Annotated in this window: 12 protein-coding genes and 2 pseudogenes; 9 read left to right on the top strand and 5 right to left on the bottom strand. The window is 67.1% G+C overall.

Translation table 11 applies throughout. From position 1 onward, the window contains the following. Positions 1-53 precede the first annotated feature (53 nt). The 4 genes from B042_RS0113880 to drmD form a co-directional block, all read right to left on the bottom strand. A complete protein-coding gene (locus B042_RS0113880) occupies positions 54-4,175 on the bottom strand; it encodes an Eco57I restriction-modification methylase domain-containing protein (RefSeq protein WP_028648806.1) in 4,122 nt (1,373 codons plus the stop codon). A 136-nt stretch (positions 4,176-4,311) separates the two neighbouring features. Beyond that, positions 4,312-4,851 (bottom strand): hypothetical protein, encoded by a 540-nt coding sequence (locus B042_RS0113885; protein ID WP_028648807.1) that lies wholly within the window; start codon positions 4,849-4,851, stop codon positions 4,312-4,314. Positions 4,852-4,855: 4 nt separating this feature from the next. After that, positions 4,856-5,944: an ImmA/IrrE family metallo-endopeptidase gene (locus B042_RS0113890; RefSeq protein WP_231494087.1), complete on the bottom strand. Its 1,089-nt coding sequence runs from the start codon at positions 5,942-5,944 to the stop codon at positions 4,856-4,858. Positions 5,945-6,058: 114 nt separating this feature from the next. Next, positions 6,059-9,358 carry a DISARM system SNF2-like helicase DrmD gene (gene drmD / locus B042_RS0113895; RefSeq protein WP_231494088.1) on the bottom strand — a complete coding sequence of 1,100 codons (3,300 nt, stop codon included), beginning with the start codon at positions 9,356-9,358 and terminating at the stop codon, positions 6,059-6,061. A 225-nt stretch (positions 9,359-9,583) separates the two neighbouring features. Here drmD and B042_RS0113900 point away from each other — a divergent pair, with 225 nt between their 5' ends. The 8 genes and pseudogenes from B042_RS0113900 (at position 9,584) to B042_RS25080 (ending at position 17,231) form a co-directional block, all read left to right on the top strand. Continuing rightward, complete coding sequence (locus tag B042_RS0113900; protein ID WP_028648810.1) at positions 9,584-11,719, top strand: UvrD-helicase domain-containing protein; 2,136 nt, start codon at positions 9,584-9,586, stop codon at positions 11,717-11,719. Between the two features lie 68 nt (positions 11,720-11,787). Then, complete coding sequence (locus B042_RS0113905; protein WP_231494089.1) at positions 11,788-14,214, top strand: DUF262 domain-containing protein; 2,427 nt, start codon at positions 11,788-11,790, stop codon at positions 14,212-14,214. Between the two features lie 584 nt (positions 14,215-14,798). After that, a complete protein-coding gene (locus tag B042_RS0113910) occupies positions 14,799-15,356 on the top strand; it encodes a type IV toxin-antitoxin system AbiEi family antitoxin domain-containing protein (protein WP_197024311.1) in 558 nt (185 codons plus the stop codon). Then, positions 15,353-16,240: a nucleotidyl transferase AbiEii/AbiGii toxin family protein gene (locus tag B042_RS23205; RefSeq protein WP_051415690.1), complete on the top strand. Its 888-nt coding sequence runs from the start codon at positions 15,353-15,355 to the stop codon at positions 16,238-16,240. Before B042_RS0113910 ends, B042_RS23205 begins: the two co-directional genes overlap by 4 nt. A gap of 208 nt (positions 16,241-16,448) precedes the next feature. Then, positions 16,449-16,613, top strand: a pseudogene (locus B042_RS27085) (transposase); the annotation flags it as partial. Positions 16,614-16,686: 73 nt separating this feature from the next. Continuing rightward, positions 16,687-16,806 (top strand): annotated as a pseudogene (locus tag B042_RS27090) (hypothetical protein); the annotation flags it as partial. Between the two features lie 7 nt (positions 16,807-16,813). Continuing rightward, complete coding sequence (locus B042_RS23210) at positions 16,814-17,062, top strand: Scr1 family TA system antitoxin-like transcriptional regulator (protein ID WP_231494090.1); 249 nt, start codon at positions 16,814-16,816, stop codon at positions 17,060-17,062. Beyond that, entirely contained in the window at positions 17,055-17,231 is a 177-nt protein-coding gene (locus tag B042_RS25080; protein WP_081748788.1) for a DUF397 domain-containing protein, read from the top strand. The genes B042_RS23210 and B042_RS25080 overlap by 8 nt, the downstream gene beginning before the upstream one ends. Positions 17,232-17,391: 160 nt before the next feature. Here B042_RS25080 and B042_RS0113935 read toward each other — a convergent pair whose 3' ends face one another. Further along, positions 17,392-17,928: an NUDIX hydrolase gene (locus tag B042_RS0113935; RefSeq protein ID WP_028648813.1), complete on the bottom strand. Its 537-nt coding sequence runs from the start codon at positions 17,926-17,928 to the stop codon at positions 17,392-17,394. Between the two features lie 199 nt (positions 17,929-18,127). Between B042_RS0113935 and B042_RS23215 the strand changes: the two genes are divergently transcribed. Beyond that, the coding region (locus tag B042_RS23215) for a transposase (protein WP_036555005.1) at positions 18,128-18,301 on the top strand (174 nt) is incomplete at its 3' end.

Raw genomic sequence — 18,301 nt, forward strand, 5'->3', positions numbered from 1 at the left:
CCACCCCTCGAAGCCTGGCCCGGGAGGCACACCCCGTGCCAGGCTTCGGCATCTCAGAAAAGAGTGCCCTCCGGAGGGAACAGGCCGTCGTGCATCACCGGCATAGCGGCCTCCTTCGCTTTGGCCGTCTTGCGGGACTTCTTCTTCGGCGGCCAGATCCCCTTACGCTCTTCTTCCGCGTGTCGGTCGAAGTTCAGTTGGAGCAGCCGATCCAGGATCTCTACGCGAGCGGCCGGACTCACTGTCCAACGCATACCTTGATCGGTCTCATGGTGACCATGTTGCAGGTCGAGATCGCTCCAGCCGTAGGCTTCCTTGACCGCCTCATCGATCTCAACATGGATCTCACGAAGCCGGTCAATGTCCACATCACCCTGATTTCCTTCGTCATGCACAAGGTTGTAAAGCTTGGTAAGTCCAAGCTGCCGCCGAAGCATGATCTCACGGCGTTCCTGGTCTAGTTCTTTTCCCACAAAGCTAATCCGTGACGTCAGGACCGGCATCGGAAAAGTTTCAAAGCAAGAAGATGGCGTGTACCTTAGATCCACCTTCATACTAGAGGACTCCGCGACCACCCAGACGTAGTGCTGAGCACTGGAGAGATTGGCAAGCATCGAATGAGTCTTATGTGCGAAAACCACCACCTGCTCACTCATAACCATTCCCGAGTCGACAAGCACCGGCTGACCAGTACGACTGACCCGCGCAATCACTAGAACACGATCCAGCCCAGAGATTGCCTCCATCATCGCTGGCCTCTTTTCTCCGTACTGCCACCAGTAGTCCCGATACACCTTCCGATTATTCTTCATGCGGAACGACTTGACATCCCGCTCAATGATCTCGAACGGTTCCGGGTACTCCCTGGCCTCTTCCTCGGACATCGCCCCGAAGTTAATCACCCATCGACTCGGCGAGCAATCAGGCCTGGAGTTGAGGTCTTTGCCGATCAAGTACGGGAAGATCACTTCCCGGTTCTTAGGGTTCTTCTGAATCAGCTCCTTGGCCTGATCTGGTTCCAGGATAAAACCCTCACCCAAAACATTCGAACCTTGAAAGGATTTTCCAGAGTTAGCAACCAAACGCCACGGGTTGCCTGTCACCCGGGACTGCGGGTCGAGTGAAGGCGTGATCCCCGGAACCGGTGCGTCGCTCAGGACCGCTCGCTCTCGTTGTCCGCTGTGACCCGCCCACACCAGCGACACGTGAACGTTGGCACTACCCGGCCACTTCTGGCTCTTCACCGCCCGGTAGACCTGCCAGCCCTCCCGCTCCACCACCTGGTCGAGTCCGACCTCACGTGTGTCACCCTGCGCGATGGTGTTGGTCGCGATGATCCCGGTCCGCCCCTTCGGGGCCAGATCCAGGTTTCGCAGCAGGAAGTACGAGCACAGGTCCGCGCTCCCCCGCTTCCCCTTGGCGATGTCCACCACCAGGTATTCGCGAACGTCCCGCCCGATGTTTCCGGTCAGCTTCTGCCCACCGCTGAACGGCGGGTTCCCGACCACCGCATCGAAGCCACCTTTCCCCATCACCTCGGGGAACTCAATCGCCCAGTGCATCGGCTTGATCGGCTGGTCCCTGTCCCCCCGCAACCAGTCACGGATCTTGGACTTGGTCGCCTCCTCCTTGTAGAAGTCGTACGAACCCTCGTCCAACAGCTCCAGGAACTCATCCGACAGGAACGTCAGCAATCGGTTGTAGGCGTCCTGCCAGTTGTACTGCTTGTCCTCCGCGTCCTGGAGCCGCTTTTCGTAATCCTCCAGGTCGAGTTCCGCGTACCGCTCGGCCGCCAACGCCGCCGCGACCACACCGTCGCACGCCAACCTCAACTGTGTGAGTCGCGCGTCGGCCTCCGCGTTCAGCTTCTCCTTCTGCCGTACTCCCTCCGGGTCGTTCACCGGGGGCAGCGACTCGATCTCCCGCCGCAGCCCCGTGACCTCGCCCAGGACCCTGCCGATGTACTCGCCCACGTCACCGGAGAGGCGAGCGTTGATCGCCCGCCCTTCCTCCGGGTCGGTGTGGAAGGCCCGCACCTGTTCCTCGTTGACCAACCCGACCAGGGAGTCCCCGCTCTTCAGCGCGTGGTCCAGGAAGCTGAACGGCTTGTCCCTCGCCAGGGTTTCCAGCCACATCGACAGCTTCGCCAGCTCCACCGCCATGTCGTCACGGTCCACCCCGTAGATACATGAGGCCGCCACCCGACGCTTGGCGTACAGCCGCACGTCTTCGAGCTCGACAGCGGAGCCCTCACCCCGCTCCTTTCCCTGCCCCTCGCCAGGTTCCCCACCGGCCTCCCCGCCGCCTTGGCGCAGCTCCTCCGGAAGTCCGTCCCGCTGCCAGGCCTCGACCACCCGCTCCCCCAAGTACCGGGTCGCCGCCACCAGGAACGCCCCGCTCCCCGCCGCGGGGTCGACCACCTTCAGCTTCAGCAGCTCGTCCGCGGGCTTGACCCGCCACTCCGACTCCGGCACACCGTCAGCCGGCCCCGGCTGGTACACCAGCGGTTCCAGGGTGTGCCGCACCACCTTCTCCGCCAGTTCACGCGGGGTGTAGTGCGTCCCGGTCTTCCTACGCTCCCCCACCTGCGTGAAGACCACCGACCGGTCCGGGAACACCGTCGGATCGTCACGCAGGTCGGTCCGGAGCAGCCCCCAGAAGGGCAGGGTCCGCTCGGTCAGCTCCGCGTCGCTGTCCCAGGCCGAGTGCAGTCTCGAACGTTCCTCCGGTCCGGGCTTGGCCGCCAGCATCTTCTTGAGCTGGGGCCGCGTCGCCTTGGTCTCGTCCTGCAACCAGTCGAGGAAGGCCTCCTCCCCCTCCGAGTAGGCTTCCTCGACCTCCCACAGCGGCAGCTCCGGTTCCAGCTTTCCCCTGAGCCCCACGTACGGGCCCTGGGTCTTGCGGACGGAGAACTCCAACAGGCCCTCGTACACGTGACCGATGTCCTCCACCCCCAGGCCCCTGTACGAGATTCGGGTCGGGGTGCCCTTCTTGGTCCTCGGCTTGAGCATGACCAGCGCGTCGAGGATCTCGAACACCACCCGGTCGGCGACTGCGAAGCCCTCCAGCCACGCATACGTCCGCGGGTCGAAGAGCGATCCCCCGTACGGCGGCAACCGCAGGTCCGGGTGCTCCGAGCCCCTGTGGATTCCGTTGAACAGGGCGAGCAGCCGGGGCCAGGCAGCGGCCCTGCGGTCCACGACCTCCTCGCCCAGCCGGTCCCGGTCGGCGGTGAGCTGGTCGTGCAGACGGCTGACCGAGTAGTGGTCGGCGTACAGGTCGTCGGTCGGCAGCAGCCGCTGCTCCTCCGCGTACAGCAGGAACACCAGCCGCATGAGGACGGTGAGCGCGCCCTTGTAGATCTCCCGCTCACCCACGTGTTCCAGGAACCGGCCGCTGGATTCGCGGTCCAGCCGGGCGATCTCGGCGACGAGCAGCTCCACCGCGCGCAGGACCTGGTGGCCCAGGTCCTCGGTGAGGTCGCTCTGCTTGTCGAAGGTCCGCTCGAACAGCGCCGCCGCCGCGTTGGTGGGCTCTCCGCCCCTGTCCCGGGCGGGCAGCCGTACCCGCCGGCTCTCCAGCAGCGCCGCGAACGCCTGGAGCAGCAGGGGTTCCTCACCCCACAGGTCGGCGTCGAAGACCCCCACCGAGGTGGGCTTTCCGGGAAGCGCGTGCACGAGCGCCCAGTACTGGCCGTCCGTCACCAGCGCCAGCGGCACCCCGGACTCGCGGCAGCGGGCCGCGGCGGCCTCCACCGGGGAGGGACGGCCGCCCTGGGACCGGGCGGGTTCGGTGCCCAGGGGGAGCCGGTGGAAGTGCAGGCGTTCCTCGCGCCCGCTCGGCCCGGGGCCGAAGAGCGCGAACTCGGGGACCACCCGCGCACCCTCCGCCGTCGGCTGCGCACGCTGCCCCTCGTCCCAGCCGAGGAGCCTGTCGAGCACCAGCTCGATCCATGCGGGAACCAGGGCGCCGGTGCGTTCCCGGTCGAGCTCGTGCCACCCCTGCCGCAGGGCTTGGCGCACCTCGGTGTCGACCGCGGGCAAGCCGTCGGGAAAGGCTTCGACCAGGACCTCCGCGGAGAGGAACGGCCCGTCGGGTGAGAGGAGTCCCAGCCACTCGGTGTGCTGTTCGGCGGGGCGGATCGAGGGCGCGCGACGTCGGCGAGGTCCAGGCATGCCTTGCATTATCGGCCATCCGCGGCCTGACCACAGCCCTCCTGAACGTGCTCTGTCCCGTGATCTTGCTACCGGAGGCACGTTCGGCGCCGAACGTGCCTCCGGTAGCAAGATCACGGCAGGTGGGGGGTTCTATCTACCACAGGAGTCTCTTCGCCCTGGCCCAGGTCTCGAAGCCTCCCTTGGCGAAGGGCAACCGCATGCCGGACTCCCGCAGGGTGTCCGCCAGGGTCGAAGCGCCCGCCAGGGTGTAGTCACCCCGCGCGCAGGCGTCGGCGACCAACCGCATGGTCCCGCAGACGGGCAACCCATAGCGCTCAGCCGTCTTACGGGCGTCCCTGTCGTCCATCACCAAGGTTCCGCCCTGCAACTCAGCGTAGGCGCACAGCATCGTCTCACCGATGTTGTGGTCGTCCTTGAGCGACATCCGGGTGCTCCAGACCCCGAACGCGTGCAGGAACTCCAGGGAGTCCGTCGGCACCGTGCGGATCCAGGCGGCGCGCACCACCACAGTGTGCGCATCGAGATCATTACGTCTCACCTCGTCCAGAACCGACTGGGTGGTCAGACAGTCACGGTCCCTGACCAGATCACCGAGTACGTCCAAGCGATCGGCTTTGGCGGCGTGCAGCAGCGGGGAAGCATCAAACAGGAAGGGCTCGTCGAAGGAGGTCAACCCGTCAGTCCTCGCTGAGGTCTCGGAGCTCGATCTGTCCGCGCATCATCTCCACCGCGCGCACGGGCGTGATCGCGTTCTCCCGCAAAGCGGCGATCACCGCGGACGAATACCTCGGAGAGACCCGGATGGAGGCCAGATCGGGTTGTGGTTTCCACCCCACCGCCTCCCGGAGCTCGATCTCGGTGGGCACACGGCCCCGGAGCCGACGCAGCTCACCGCTGTCCAACGTGCCGGAATGTCGAAGCTGCGCGATGGCGAGACTCCACGACACCCGGTACTCAGCGGCCACTCTCACCAGAGCGCGCCGTCGGCTCTCCTCATCGGGTGCTGCCAAGACCTGGTTCAGCCGGCCACTCGGCAACAGGAACTCCGCGGCGAAGACCTCCACCACACGTTCCCGCTCCTCCTGTGAAGTGTGCACGCCGAGATCGTTGGAGTACTCGTCGCCCAACACCATGTGCCCCAGCTCGTGGGCGGCGGTGCTGCGCCGTCGGCCCGGTTCCTGGTCCAGGCGAACGACCGCGACCGCGACATCGCCGTCCACCAGCGAAGCACCGTCCGACGACAACGGAGCCACTGCCAGAAACTGACCGGCACGCTCACAGGCATCGGCCACCGACTCGATGGGAGCACCTCCCAGGCCGAGGTGTGTCCTGAGCCAGCGGGCCGCGTCCCTGGCGGCGTCGTGGTCCGTGACCCTGCGCGGGTAGAGCGCGAGAGGACGCCGGTTCAGCGTGCCCAGGTCGATCAGCTGGCGTACGTCCCGCAGCCACTGGGCGAGTTCGGCTTCGTTTCGGTACGTGTCACGCGCGGCGGCACTGTCGCTGAGCTCGTCCGCTTCGGCGACGGTCGCCCGGCGCGAGACCACCTCGGGGGTGGGTGAGAGGAAGTGCGTGACCGGGTACCCGAGCACTCCGGCGATGGCGGTCAACTCCATCGCGTCGATGCGACGGGCACCCTTCTCCAGCTTGGAGATCATGCTGCGTTCCAAGCCCACTCGGTCGGCCAGATCCTGTTGGGAGAGCCCCATGGAAGCACGGCTGTCCCGCACACGCTCGCCGATGCTCTCCCAACTCAGCTGATCCATCATATGTGCGATCATCGCACAGTGCTCGTAAGTTTTTGAACAGCGCTGATCAATTCCGACTGATAAAAAACCTCAAAACTTCGCAAATCTCATCGCGCAGTCTTCGAGTCGGCCTGATCACCCCTTCACCGATGCCGGGACCAAGAAAGTGACCGCCACCGGGAACCAGCGCGCCCTGCGGTCGGCGTAGCGGTGGCGCAGGGCCGCCTGCTCCTGGACCCTGCGTTCGGGAACCTCTTCCAGGCGGGCTCGAAGCGCCTCGCGGTCCTGCCGGAGCTGCTCCCTCTCACGAGGCTCGAAGAGGCTGGTCTGCTCCCAGCGCGGGGTGTCGTCCAGAGCGGCCCTGATCCCTTCCGCCAGTTCGTCCAGCACCAGGCCGATCGCGTCGACCTCCTCCTCACACTTGCGGTCCAGGTCCCGTTGGACCGCCCTGAACCGCTGGTTGGCCCGCTGGTGCAGCGCGCCGCCCACCGCCTTGTCCAAGGAGGGCCACAGGTCGGCCAGCCGCTCCCGGACCGGTTCGGGGGCCAGGCGTTCGGTGGCGACCTCCATCCAGCGGCCGATCTCCTCCTCCTTGGCCCGCACGAACGTGCCCTGCTCGATCCGGCCACCGGCGAGCAGGACCTCCTCGTGCAGCCGGGTGCCCTCCGCTCCGGTGACCACCACCCGGCCGTGGGCGACGACCGCGGGTACCCGCAGCACGTCGGACTCCACCACCCGTGCGGTGACCCGGCTCAGCTTGGACCCCTGGGACCACAGCTCCTCACGGAGCAGGGTCAGGCACAGGTCCACCAGGCGGTGTTTGAGGTGCAGCAGGACCAGGTCGTTGCGGCCCACCACCGCGTCCGGGTCGAAGGTCACCAACCGCTCCACACCGGTGACCGGATGCGCCAGACCGGCGTTGCGCGCGCTCGCCCACGCCCCGGCCAGCTCCGGTAGGCGGAAGCACTTGGCGGTGACGTCCTCCGGAGGCCGGGCGTCGATGAGGTCCTTGCGGTGGGCCAGGTCCAGCCCGGTACGGACCACCCGCTCCAGGGTTTCGGGGGTCAGGCCGAGACGGTCACGGCTCCCGGTGAGCGTGGCCGCCAGCTCCTCCACCCGGCGGTTGAGCTCCCGCTGGGTACTGAGCCGGGCCACCCCCGCACGCGAGGTGATCTCGCTGTCGGTCTCGGCCCACTCCGCCCGCTTGCCGAGCATCTTCTGCTCGACCTGGAGGGCGATGACGTCACCGGCGCTGCCCAGGTCCTCGCGGATGCGGTCCACCTTCTCCGCCGCGGTACGCAGGAACCCGAGTTCGTCCTCCAGAGAGCCCGGTTCTGCGGCCTCCCACCCCTTGGGGACGAAGTGGGTGACCTCCACCCGGTCCGCCCTCTGGCCGTGGCGGTCGACACGGCCGTTGCGCTGTTCGAGCCGGTTGGGGTTCCAGGGGATCTCCCAGTGCAGGATCCGGTGACAGTACCGCTGGAGGTTGATGCCCTCGCTGGCGGAGTCGGTGGCCACGAGGATCCGGACCTTGTCGAGGTCGGGGCGGTCGGTGAAGACGTTCTTGACCCGTTCACGCTCCTCCCGGTCCTGGCCGCCGTACAGCTGGGCGAGCCGCTCTCCGCCCTTGCCGCCGTACCCGGCGGCGATGAGCCGCTCACGCAGCCACCGCTGGGTGTCGCGGTACTCGGTGAAGACGATGACCCGCTCGTCGGTCCAGTCCGCCCGGCCGTCCGATCCACCGGGGCCGCCCGGACCGAGCGGTTCTCCGTCGGCGCCGGGGTGGAAGAGGATCGGGTCCAGCCAGGAGCGCAGGGCCGCGAACCGGGCGTCCGAACGCCCCTGGGCCTTCTCCGCCCAGGAACGCAGGCCGACGAGCAGGCCGCGTTCGTGTTCGGTGAGCCCGGGGGCGCCACGGCTCACCGTGCCGAACACCTCCGTCTCGGCCTCCTGGTACTCCTCCTCGTGTTCGGAGGTGGCCGACAGGCGTTCCTGGAGGACCGGCAGGACCGCCTGGGCCGGGGCCTGCTCGGAAGTACCGGAGGCCCCGTCCTCAGCACCCTTGGCGTCCATGGTGGCCAGGTGGGTGGTGACGGTGCGGGCGAAGGCCTGCGGGGAGGAGAACAGGCGCTTCTTCAGCAGGGTGGTGACGAAGTCGACCGTGTGGCGGCCGGCCTTTCCGACCCGGTCGCGGCGGCTGTCGGCGTACTCCACCAGGGTGCGGTGCGCCTCGCGTTCGGCGTCGGAGTAGTCCACTTCGGCGTAGCCGAGCACCCGCGCGGGAAAACGCGCGGCGCCGTCCCAGCGTTTGGGCAGGTCACGCTTGAGACGGCGGACCATGGCCCGGGCGAGCTGTTCGTCGGAGGGCTTGACCCCGCGGGCGAAGCGCTGGTCGTCCAGCAGCTCCAGGAGAGCGGAGAACGACTCGGGATAGCCGTTGTGCGGGGTGGCCGACAGGAACAGCCGGTGTTCGCAGTGGGGCGCCAGCTCCCGGATCGCCTTGGTACGCAACGAGTCGACCGCGTACTTTCCGCTGCCCGCGGGGGCCACGTTGTGCGCCTCGTCCACCACCAGCAGGTCGACGGTGCGCGGATAACGGGGACTGGCGGGCAGGATCTCGCGGAGCATCCGCCGGGGGCGTTCGCGCTTGAGCCAGTCGATGCTGACGATCAGGCGGGGGTAGTGGGTCCAGGGGTTGGCGTACAGACCGCGCTCCCGGCGCAGTCGACGGACCAGGTCGGCGTCGACCACCCGGAAGTCCAGGCCGAACTTGTCGCGCATCTCGTCGTGCCACTGGGTGGTCAGCCCGGCCGGGCACACGATGAGCATGGTACGGGCGCGGTGGCGCAGCTGGAGTTCCTGCATGACCAGGCCGGCCTCGATGGTCTTGCCGAGACCGACGTCGTCGGCGATGAGCAGGTTGGTCCGGGGCATCGACAGGGCCCGCACCACCGGTTCGAGCTGGTAGTCCTCGATCTCGATCCCCGAGCGGAAGGGCGCCTGCAGGGAGGTGCTGTCGGCCGAGGTGATGGCGCCCCAGCGGACGGCGTGCAGGAAGGCGTCCAGGCGGACGGGGTCGTCGAAGCCGAGCGCGGGTGCGGGCAGGTCCCTGCCCTCGTGGATCCGGGTGCCCACCTCCAGCTCCCAGAGGACCTCGATCCGGTCGGTGGAGGCGTCGTCCCCGATACTCACCAGGGACACCATGTGCTGGGGCTTGCCGGTGATCCGGGTGGGATCGCTGGAGACGATGCGGGAGGCGCGCACCTCGGAGACCACCCACTGGCGGTTGCGGACGGTCACCAGCTGCCCGGTACCGGGGGCCGGGGTGCCGCCCTCATCGATCGCGCCCTCGGAGTGGGGACCGAGGACCTCCGTGCCCGCCGCGCCCTGGGGGGTCATACGTGCGCCGCCCTTCGTCGTGTGTTCCTCCGTCATACCAGGGTCTGGTGTCAGTGGTGGCGCCTACCGTGCGGCTCCAGGCCGCTACCGCACTGACGACGTTCCGGGAACACCACACCATTGACCGATATCGGCCACCGGACGACAGATCGGTACCGGGCGCGGGGAAACACGCCCTCCCAGAGGTTCCCGTCCCTATGCTGGTACGGCAGGCCCCTCCCTGGACGCCCCTCCTCCACCCCCTGTCCCGGAAAGGCTCCCGTGCCTCAGCTCGCGATCGCCAAGGACTTCCTCACCACCTACGCGGCGCTGGACAAGAAGCTGCGCAAAGCCGTCGACGAGGCCCTGGACAAGTTCGCCGACACCTATTTCGCCGGCGGTCACCTGGAGAAGATCACCGACAGCCGGGACCCCCGCTGGCGGACGCTCCGCATCAATCAGGGCTACCGGGGCGTCGTCCTCGCACCTGATTCCGGAGACGTGTTCCTCCTGGTGACCGTGCTCGCACACGACGAGGCCTACCGGTACATCCGCAACCGGCGCCCCTCCGTCAACCAGGCACTCGGTGTCCTGGAGTTCCGGGACGAGACAGCGCTGGACACCATGAGCACCGCGCTCACCCCGATGGCCGAGGCTTCGGACGACACCCTTTTCCGGGAGGTCCCGGACAAGCACTTCACTCAGCTGGGTATCGACGAGGACACCGTCCGGATCGCCAGACTGCTCCCCGACGAGAGCTACCTCGACGCTCTGGCGATCATGATGCCCAAGGTCCAGCACGACGCCCTGACCGCACTGGCCTCGGGGATGTCCCCTGATGAGGTGTGGGACCTGCTCAGCCGTGAGCTCGCCGAGGAGGTCACCGCGCAGGAGGTCGACCCCGACGACCTGGTCTCAGCGATCCGGCGCAGCCCGGACCAGGCGGTGTTCGTGGAAGGCCCCGAAGAACTACGGGAACTGCTGGAGCACCCGTTCGACGTGTGGCGGACCTTCCTGCACCCGCGGCAGCAGCGCATCGCGTGCGGGGATGAGTTCGCGGGTCCGGTGATGGTCACCGGCGGCGCGGGTACCGGCAAGACGGTGACCGCGCTGCACCGGGTGGCACACCTGGCGCAGCGGTACGCCCCCGACGGGCGACAGCTCCCCCTGGACACCGGAGAGGCCGAGTCGGAGCAGCCCATCCTGCTCACCACCTTCACCACGGCCCTGGACTCGGCCCTCCGTTCCCAGCTCGAACTGCTGGTGCGGGACGAAGACCGCCGGAAGCTGGTCGACGTGCGCAACCTGGACAAGGTCGCCCACCAGGTGGCGCGTCAGGTGCACGGCAGGCCCGACTTCCCGAACTCGCGTGAGCTCGTCGCTCTCTGGGACCGCCACGCCGAGGGATCGGACGTGTCGGGGCGGTTCCTGCTGGACGAGTGGGAACACGTGATCCTCGCCCAGGACCTGCGTACCGAACGTGACTACCTACGGGCCCGACGGCACGGACGGGGACGCTCCGGCCGTATGGGCGCCGGACAGAAGCACCGGGTGTGGCGTTCGGTCCTGGACGCGACCGAGGAGATGCGCGCCAACGGGCAGTGGACGTTCACCTGGCTCGCCTCAGAGGCCGCCGACATCCTCAACCGCACCGGCGAGCGCCCCTACCGGCATGTCGTGGTGGACGAGTCGCAGGACCTGCACCCGGCCAAGTGGCGCTTGGTGCGTGCCTTGGCCCCCGAAGGCCGGGACGACCTGTTCGTCGCGGGCGATCCGCACCAGCGCGTCTACGACCACCGCGTCTCCATGGCAGCGGTCGGGATCAACGTGCGCGGCCGGAGCCACCGCCTGACCGTGAGCTACCGCAGCACCCAGGAAATTCTCTCCTGGGCCGTTCAGGTGCTCGGCACCGCACCGGTGGAGGGGTTCGACGGGGTGCGATCCCACCTGACCGACTACGCCTCGCCCCTGCACGGCCGGACTCCGGCCGTGCACGCCCACCCCACCGAGCAAGCGGAGCTGGCGGCTCTCACCCAGGTGGTCACCGGGTGGCTCACCTCCGGTGTCGAGCCCGGGACCATCGCGGTCGCGGCCCGAACCGAGGCTCTGGTCAGGGGAACCAGAGCCGTCTTGGAGGCCGAGGGCATCGACACCTGCGGTCTGGCCCAGGACTCCGGGGTCCGGGTGGGCACGATGCACTCGATGAAGGGGCTGGAGTTCCGCTGTGTGGCGGTGGTCGGTGCCGGCACGGCCTATCTCCCCCTGGAGTCAAGGGTCACGGACATCTCGGAGGACCCCTTGGCCCACGCCCACGATCTGCAGCGCGAACGGAACCTTCTGTTCGTCGCCTGTACGCGGGCCCGGGACACCCTGTACGTGTCGTACTCCGGTGAGCCCAGCCCGTTCCTGCCGAAGTAAGAGTCCGCCCCTGACCACCCGTCCGAGATTGCGGAGATATGCAAGCCAACGAAACCACCTTCCGGAACATGGTCGAGGGAACCAAACAGTTCCAGGTGCCGCTGTACCAACGTCCCTACTCCTGGGGCAGGGAGGAACTGGAGCGGCTCTGGGACGACCTCACCGAACAGATCGACCTCGACGAGGAAGGGCGCCCGGCCCGGCCCGCGAAGCACTTCCTGGGCTCGGTCGTGCTCGCGCCCGGGTCGTCCTCGGCGAGCACGCTGACCCGTTGGCTGGTCATCGACGGGCAACAGAGGCTCACCTCCCTGTCCATCGCGCTCGCGGCCATCCGCGACCGGCTGCGTGAGGTGGAGGTGCTCGATGAGGGCGACCCCAGCGGCGCGGACCGGATCGATGACGTCTACCTGCTGAACAAGTACAACAAGGGGCCCGACAAGTACCGGATCGCGCCGACCCAGGCCGACCGGTCCGCCTTCGCGGCGGTCGTCAACGGGCGCCCCGAGGCGGGCGGCGACGACAGGGTCGGGTTCGCCTACAACTACTTCTCCCGCCAGGTCAGGCACTACACCGAGGAGGATCTCCTCCGGATCGAGGAGATCATCGGCCACCGGCTCAGCCTGGTGGACATCCAGGCGGAGGCAGGCGACAACGTCTTCCGGATCTTCGAGTCCCTGAACAACACCGGCAAGGGACTCAGCCAGACCGACCTGTTGCGCAACTACGTCTTCATGCTCCTGCCCGACACCGGGCAGGAGGTGTACGACGAGGTCTGGCTGCCGATGCAGGACGAACTGGGACCGGAGACACTGGAGACCCTGGCCTGGCTGGACCTGGTACTGCGCGGGGACGAGCGGGCGAAACAGAGCGAGGTCTACCACGGGCAGAAGGAACGCCTGGAGCAGGTGTCCCACGCCGGTGGTGAGGGGGCCCTGCGCGGCGAGGTCGAACACCTGTGGCGGCTGGGGCAGCTGCTCCAGCGCGTCCTCGACCCCGTCTTCGAAAGCGACCCGGAGCTGTCCGAGGTCCTGACCCGCCTCGAATCCTGGGGCAACAAGATCTACCGACCGCTGGCGCTGCACCTGATGGTGCTACGCGACCAGGGGCACACCGACACCGACGAGCTGATCCGCGCACTGGGGTATGTGGAGAGCTTCCTGGTCCGACGCATGATCGCCGGTGTACCGACCCAGGGGCTCAACCGGATCTTCATGTCCTCGCCCAAGGAGATCCAGCCGGGCGGCTCGGTCGCGGACTCCGTGCACCGGTACCTGTCGGATCCGCGTCGGCGCTGGCCGTCCGACAAGGCGCTGCGCGAGGCGGTGGCGCACCGCAACTTCTACTGGTCGGGTCAGGCCCTACAGCGCACCTTCGTACTGCGCAGGTTGGAGGAGGCCTTCGACTCCCCCGAGCCGGTGGACTTCGGGAAGGCCAAGGTCAGTATCGAACACGTCATGCCGCAGAGCATGACCGAGGAATGGTACGAGGTCCTGCGCAAGCAGACCGACCCGGACGAGACCGAGAACGAACTGCACGGACGTCTGCTGCACACTCTGGGCAACCTGACCCTGACCGCGCAGAACTCGAAGCTGTCCAACCACATGTTCGAGCGCAAGCAGAAGATCTTCCAGTCCAGCGGTCTGAGCATGAACCGCCGGATCGCCGATGCTCCCAGTTGGGGAAGGCCGGAGATCGAGGCACGCGCCGCCCTTCTCGCGGACCACGCCTGTGCTCTGTGGCCCTCCCCCGCCCCCTCCGATACTCAGGCCCCGGAGGAGATCGGTGAGGACCTCGCCCAGCAGCTCGAACACGCGCTGGCGATGCTGGCGTCAGGGTGCTGGACCACGCACCGCGAACTCGCGGCCCTCGTCGGAGCCAAGACGGCGACCGTGGCCCGGTACCTGCGTGCCGCCCCGGACACGGTCCACAAGGACCGGGTCTTCCCCGACACCAGGGCCGCGGAGGAAGCGGGATCAGGGCATGGGGGGTTCGTGCCGGCCGCCGCGCTGGCCGAACTGGTCGGGCTCGAGGTGGACGAGTTCGTCGAACGGGAGCGGCGGTTCCACTCGCTGCTCCTGGAGAACCAGCGGCCCGTGGCCGTACGGGCGGTTCAGACCCTGATCGACGCGTGGAGCGCCGCCGGTGGCGACCTGTTCTGGGGGAGCGGCACCGACACCAGTTGTTCCCTCCTCACCTGGGACGAGAGCGTGAACGCCGACTGGCGATGGGCGATCGTGCTCTACCCGTTGTCGGGACGCGCCGAGGTGGTCTTCCAGCACATGGCGCGCCGCCCTCCGTTCGACGATGTGGCCCTACGGAGGGAGTTGCTGCACAAGTTCAACGCGATCCCCGGAATCGACCTGCCCGAGGACTCACTGAACCGGCGGCCGAGTTTCCCCCTCGACGTACTCGTTGGCGATGGTGGGGAGCGGGTGCGGCAGGTGCTGTTGTGGTTCCGTGGGCGCTGCCAGGAATGGCTGAACCGACAGATGTGACCCCGGCACAGGGTTCACTCGGTGCACCCGTGAGGGTGCACCGCATCGACCGAGAGCGTGCACCCGAAGGGTGCACGCCTCCCAGCGGAACGCGGGGCAACGTGGCTTAGCCGAGCAACCACCTCCCCCACCACCTGCGAATTCTCGTGTTATCGCAGGTCAGGGCACTTACCGACCGCAGTTCAAGTCCCGTCACTCACCCCAGAGCCGACAAGGCCCTGACCAGCGCAAACGCGCGCGGGTCAGGGCCTTTCGCGTTGCCGGGGGTGCACCAGCGGGTGCACGGCGGCGGGAATCCGCGCGGTGAGTGCGCACCACCCACCCCGTCACTCACCCCCGAACAGGGGTGCACCCGGGTGCACGAAGCAGTGACGGTTCGACACCGAACCCCACATCCCGGGCATCAGCGGATGGGACGGACACCCCCGCTGACCTGTGGAAAGATTGTCGAGAACCTCCTTCGGTCCCCTTCTCCTCCCGCATCCAATCAAACCCATGACCCCAGACCAGACACCTGATTGGCGGAACAAAACGTGTACAGATAATGTTACCTGTAAACGGAACGGATCATGGGGGTGAGCGCCTTGGAGATCCTGAGGCCCAAGCAGACGCCCGACCTCGGTATGTCCAAGAGCACCCTGTACCGCGCCGCCCGTGACGGAAAGTACGAGCGCATCGCACGAGGCATCTACCGCTCCGCCGACGCCCCGGCCGCGGACTGGGATTGGATCGAAGCAGCGACCCGCCGACCCGAGGCAACGCTCTGCCTCACCTCCGCGCTGGCCTACCACGACCTGACCGACGCCATCCCGGATGCCGTGGACATCGCGATCCCGCGCGGCACCCGCATTCCGGCGACCCGAGCCGCGATCAAGTGGCACGTGCTCGCGAAGCAGACCTTCGGCCTCGGCCGCTCCGAGATCCCCATTCCAGGCTCGGAACTGCGCATCGGCATCTACTCGCCCGAGCGCAGCATCGCGGACGCGTTCCGGCTCCGCGGCGACCTCGGTTACGAACTGGGAAGGGACGCCCTGCGCGCATGGCTCCGCCGCGGTGGCAAACCCACGCAACTCATGTCGGTCGCCGCCCGCCTTCCCCGGGCCAAGGGCCCGGTCCTGCATGCACTGGAGGTGCTCACGTGACCAGTGGCGATGAGGTATTCCGGCAGATCCAGAAGAAGGCGAGGGCGGCCTCGGCCACAGAAGGCAGACCCGCACCGACCGCCGAGTACCTCACCAGGCACGCGCTCGAATCCTTCCTCGACCGACTGACCCGAACGGCACACAAGAACGACTTCGTATTGAAGGGCGGCATCCTGCTCGCCGTCTACGGAGTTCGCCGTCCGACCAAGGACGTCGACGCGGAGGCCATCAGGGCCACGGTCACACCCGAGGCCATAGCGCGGGTCATTCGTGACGTGGCCGAAGTCCAGGCCCCCGACGGCTTGGACTTCGATCTCGACACGATGCGCGTGCAGGAGATCCGGGAACAGGCGGACTACCCGGGCCTGCGCATGCGCGTCACGACCCGTATCGGATCCCAGAAGACCGTCGTCGCCTGGGACATCTCGACAGGAGACCCGATCGTCCCATCACCGAAGCCGGTCAAAGTACCCCGCATCCTCGGAGACGCGATCGAGATACTCGGCTACGCCCCCGAGACCACGGTGGCCGAGAAGGGCGTGACGATCCTGGAACGCGGCATCACCAGCACCCGCTGGCGCGACTTCATCGACATCGTCCAGTTGGCCGCGCGGCACGACATCGACCAAGAGCAGCTCCTGGAGTCCGCACGAGCCGTCGCCCGCTACCGCAAAGTCGAACTCGTACCGATCTCACCCGTGGTTGAGGGGTACGGTGCTATCGGCCAGACCAAGTGGGCGGCGTGGAGGCGCAAGGAAGGCCTTGAGGACATCAGCGAAGCCGACCTCGACGACCAGATGGCGAAGGTCGCGGAAGTGATCGATCCCGTGTTCTCGCATGGTCCGGGCACCGCAAGCGCGAAGGCGTCGCCCACCGGCATCTAGGCGCACGAAGCGACAACGGCTGAGTGTCGAAACCCCATAGCCAGGACAAAAGCAGCGATCGACGGATGGACCGGACAGCCCTGCTGGCCTGCGAAAAGATTGTCGAGAACCTTCGCCGATTCCCTTCGCTTCGCCGCCCACGGACGTTCCCCCCGAGTAGTGGACATCTCCGACACTGGAAACACGAGGAGGAGTCCACACCATGGCCATGAAGCACTACCCGCCCGAGTTCAAAGCCGACGCCATCGCGCTGTACCGGTCCCGTCCCGGCGTGACGATCGCTCACATCGCCGATGAGCTCGGCATCAACCGCGAGACCCTGCGCAACTGGATCCGCAAAGACGACGACCAACGCTCAACAGGCACCACACCCACTCGTTCTCGCCCCGGCACCCGCGCGGTCGCCGCCCAGAGCCTGGAAGCGGTGGGCGAGCGTCCGGCACGCCCGTCTGGCGGTGTTCTCCTGGATCAACCGGTACAACACCCGCAGGCGTCACTCAGCGAACGGCCAGCTCAGCCCGCTCGTCTACGAGCAGAGGACGACTAGTCTGGGGCTCGCTGCCTGATCATCAGGTGTCCACACTCGTGGGGGAACACCCCCCTCGTCACGCGGGCAACTCAGGTCCGCGACGGATCATCACGGCCGCCGACGAACCGGAAGTGGTCTACATGGAATCAGCTGAAGAAGGCCGAATCATCACCGACTCCGCTGGTATCTTTCGTAGCCGTTTGCTGTTCACGGCCCTCCAGGGAGCAGCCCGCGACCCGCAAGAGACCTTGCAGGCCATCCGCGACGAGATGAGGAAGATCGACGATGAGTGACTGGCACAAGAGCAGCTACAGCGGCGGGTCGAACGAGTGCGTCGAGGTCCGCGAGCACAGCGCCGGAGCAGACGTACGCGACACCCAGAACCGCGAGCTGGGGCAGCTCTCCTTCGTCAGCAAGGATTGGGTGGCACTTCTCAGCGCCCTCCGCCACATCGACGAGTAGACGCCTACGAGACGGCGTCCTTGTTCTCCAAGTAGATCGTCGTGCCCTCCTGACGAGCGCGTGTGCCCTGAGTGATCCTGCGGGCGAACCGGGGGATGGTCACTTTCGCGATCGAAGCGACGTCATGGAACTCGATGGTCTCACCCCGCAAGCAGCGGCGTCATTGGGATGAGGCGTTCAACGCGTACAGGTAAAGCAGCGCGTTCATGGAGGTGCCGCTGACGAGCTTCTGGTCACGGACCAGTTCCGGAACCTGCTCCAACGGCAGCCATTCCACCCGTTCAGCCTCCCAGTCCTCCTCAGGCTCACCGATCAACTCCGCCCTCTCCGCGACGAAAATGTGGTGCTCGCTGTCAGAGATCCCGCTCGAAGGCTGCGCGTAGAGCAAAGGCTTCAAGGAACCGGGCCTCCACCCGGTCTCCTCCTCCACCTCCCGAGCCGCTGCGGCCTCGGGGCTCTCCCCTTCTTTGATGCCGCCGATCGGGATCTCATAGCCCCACGTGTCGGTGATGAAGCGATGGCGCCACATGAGCAGCACACGGCCCTGCTCATCAAGAACGGCGGCCCCAGCGCCCGGCGCCGAGCGGATCACCCGGTGGGCGAGATGTCGCCCACCAGTGATCTCCACATCCGCCAGGCGAATATCGAGCCACTGATCGGTGTAGAGGGGCTCCTCCGAGTGGACGATCCAACGCATTCAAGTCTCCCTGGGGCGCACGGTTGACACCATCAGGCAATCACAGAACCAAACCGAGGTGGACATCGGCCTGCTCGACGAACTCCCGCACGTCGGGCTCAGCGCTACGTCGGTCGAGAGCGTTGCGAACTGGGGCCTTGACCCTGGATCTTGGACACGCTGAACCCGACAGGTGTCGGGAGGAAGCGAGAATCAGGGCATGGCCCGCAAGACCTACTCCGAGGAATTCCGCCAGCAGGCGGTCGACCTCTACCTGAACACCCCGGGCGCCACCTTCAAAGCGATCGCAGCGGACCTGGGCATCTCCCGAGGCACCCTGCAGAACTGGGTCTACGCCCAGCACCCCGCGGGGCGCTCCACCCCAGCACCCGCC

The sequence above is a fragment of the Nocardiopsis sp. CNT312 genome, assembly GCF_000515115.1.
GTDB lineage: Bacteria > Actinomycetota > Actinomycetes > Streptosporangiales > Streptosporangiaceae > Nocardiopsis.

What these genes read in the sequence shown, in the direction of transcription:
- B042_RS0113905 (WP_231494089.1), top strand. Translation starts at nt 11,788, where the DNA reads ATGGTCGAGGGAACCAAACAGTTCCAGGTGCCGCTGTACCAACGTCCC.
- B042_RS0113890 (WP_231494087.1), bottom strand. Translation starts at nt 5,944, where the DNA reads ATGATGGATCAGCTGAGTTGGGAGAGCATCGGCGAGCGTGTGCGGGAC.
- B042_RS0113880 (WP_028648806.1), bottom strand. Translation starts at nt 4,175, where the DNA reads ATGCCTGGACCTCGCCGACGTCGCGCGCCCTCGATCCGCCCCGCCGAA.
- B042_RS25080 (WP_081748788.1), top strand. Translation starts at nt 17,055, where the DNA reads ATGAGTGACTGGCACAAGAGCAGCTACAGCGGCGGGTCGAACGAGTGC.
- B042_RS0113935 (WP_028648813.1), bottom strand. Translation starts at nt 17,928, where the DNA reads ATGCGTTGGATCGTCCACTCGGAGGAGCCCCTCTACACCGATCAGTGG.
- drmD (WP_231494088.1), bottom strand. Translation starts at nt 9,358, where the DNA reads ATGACGGAGGAACACACGACGAAGGGCGGCGCACGTATGACCCCCCAG.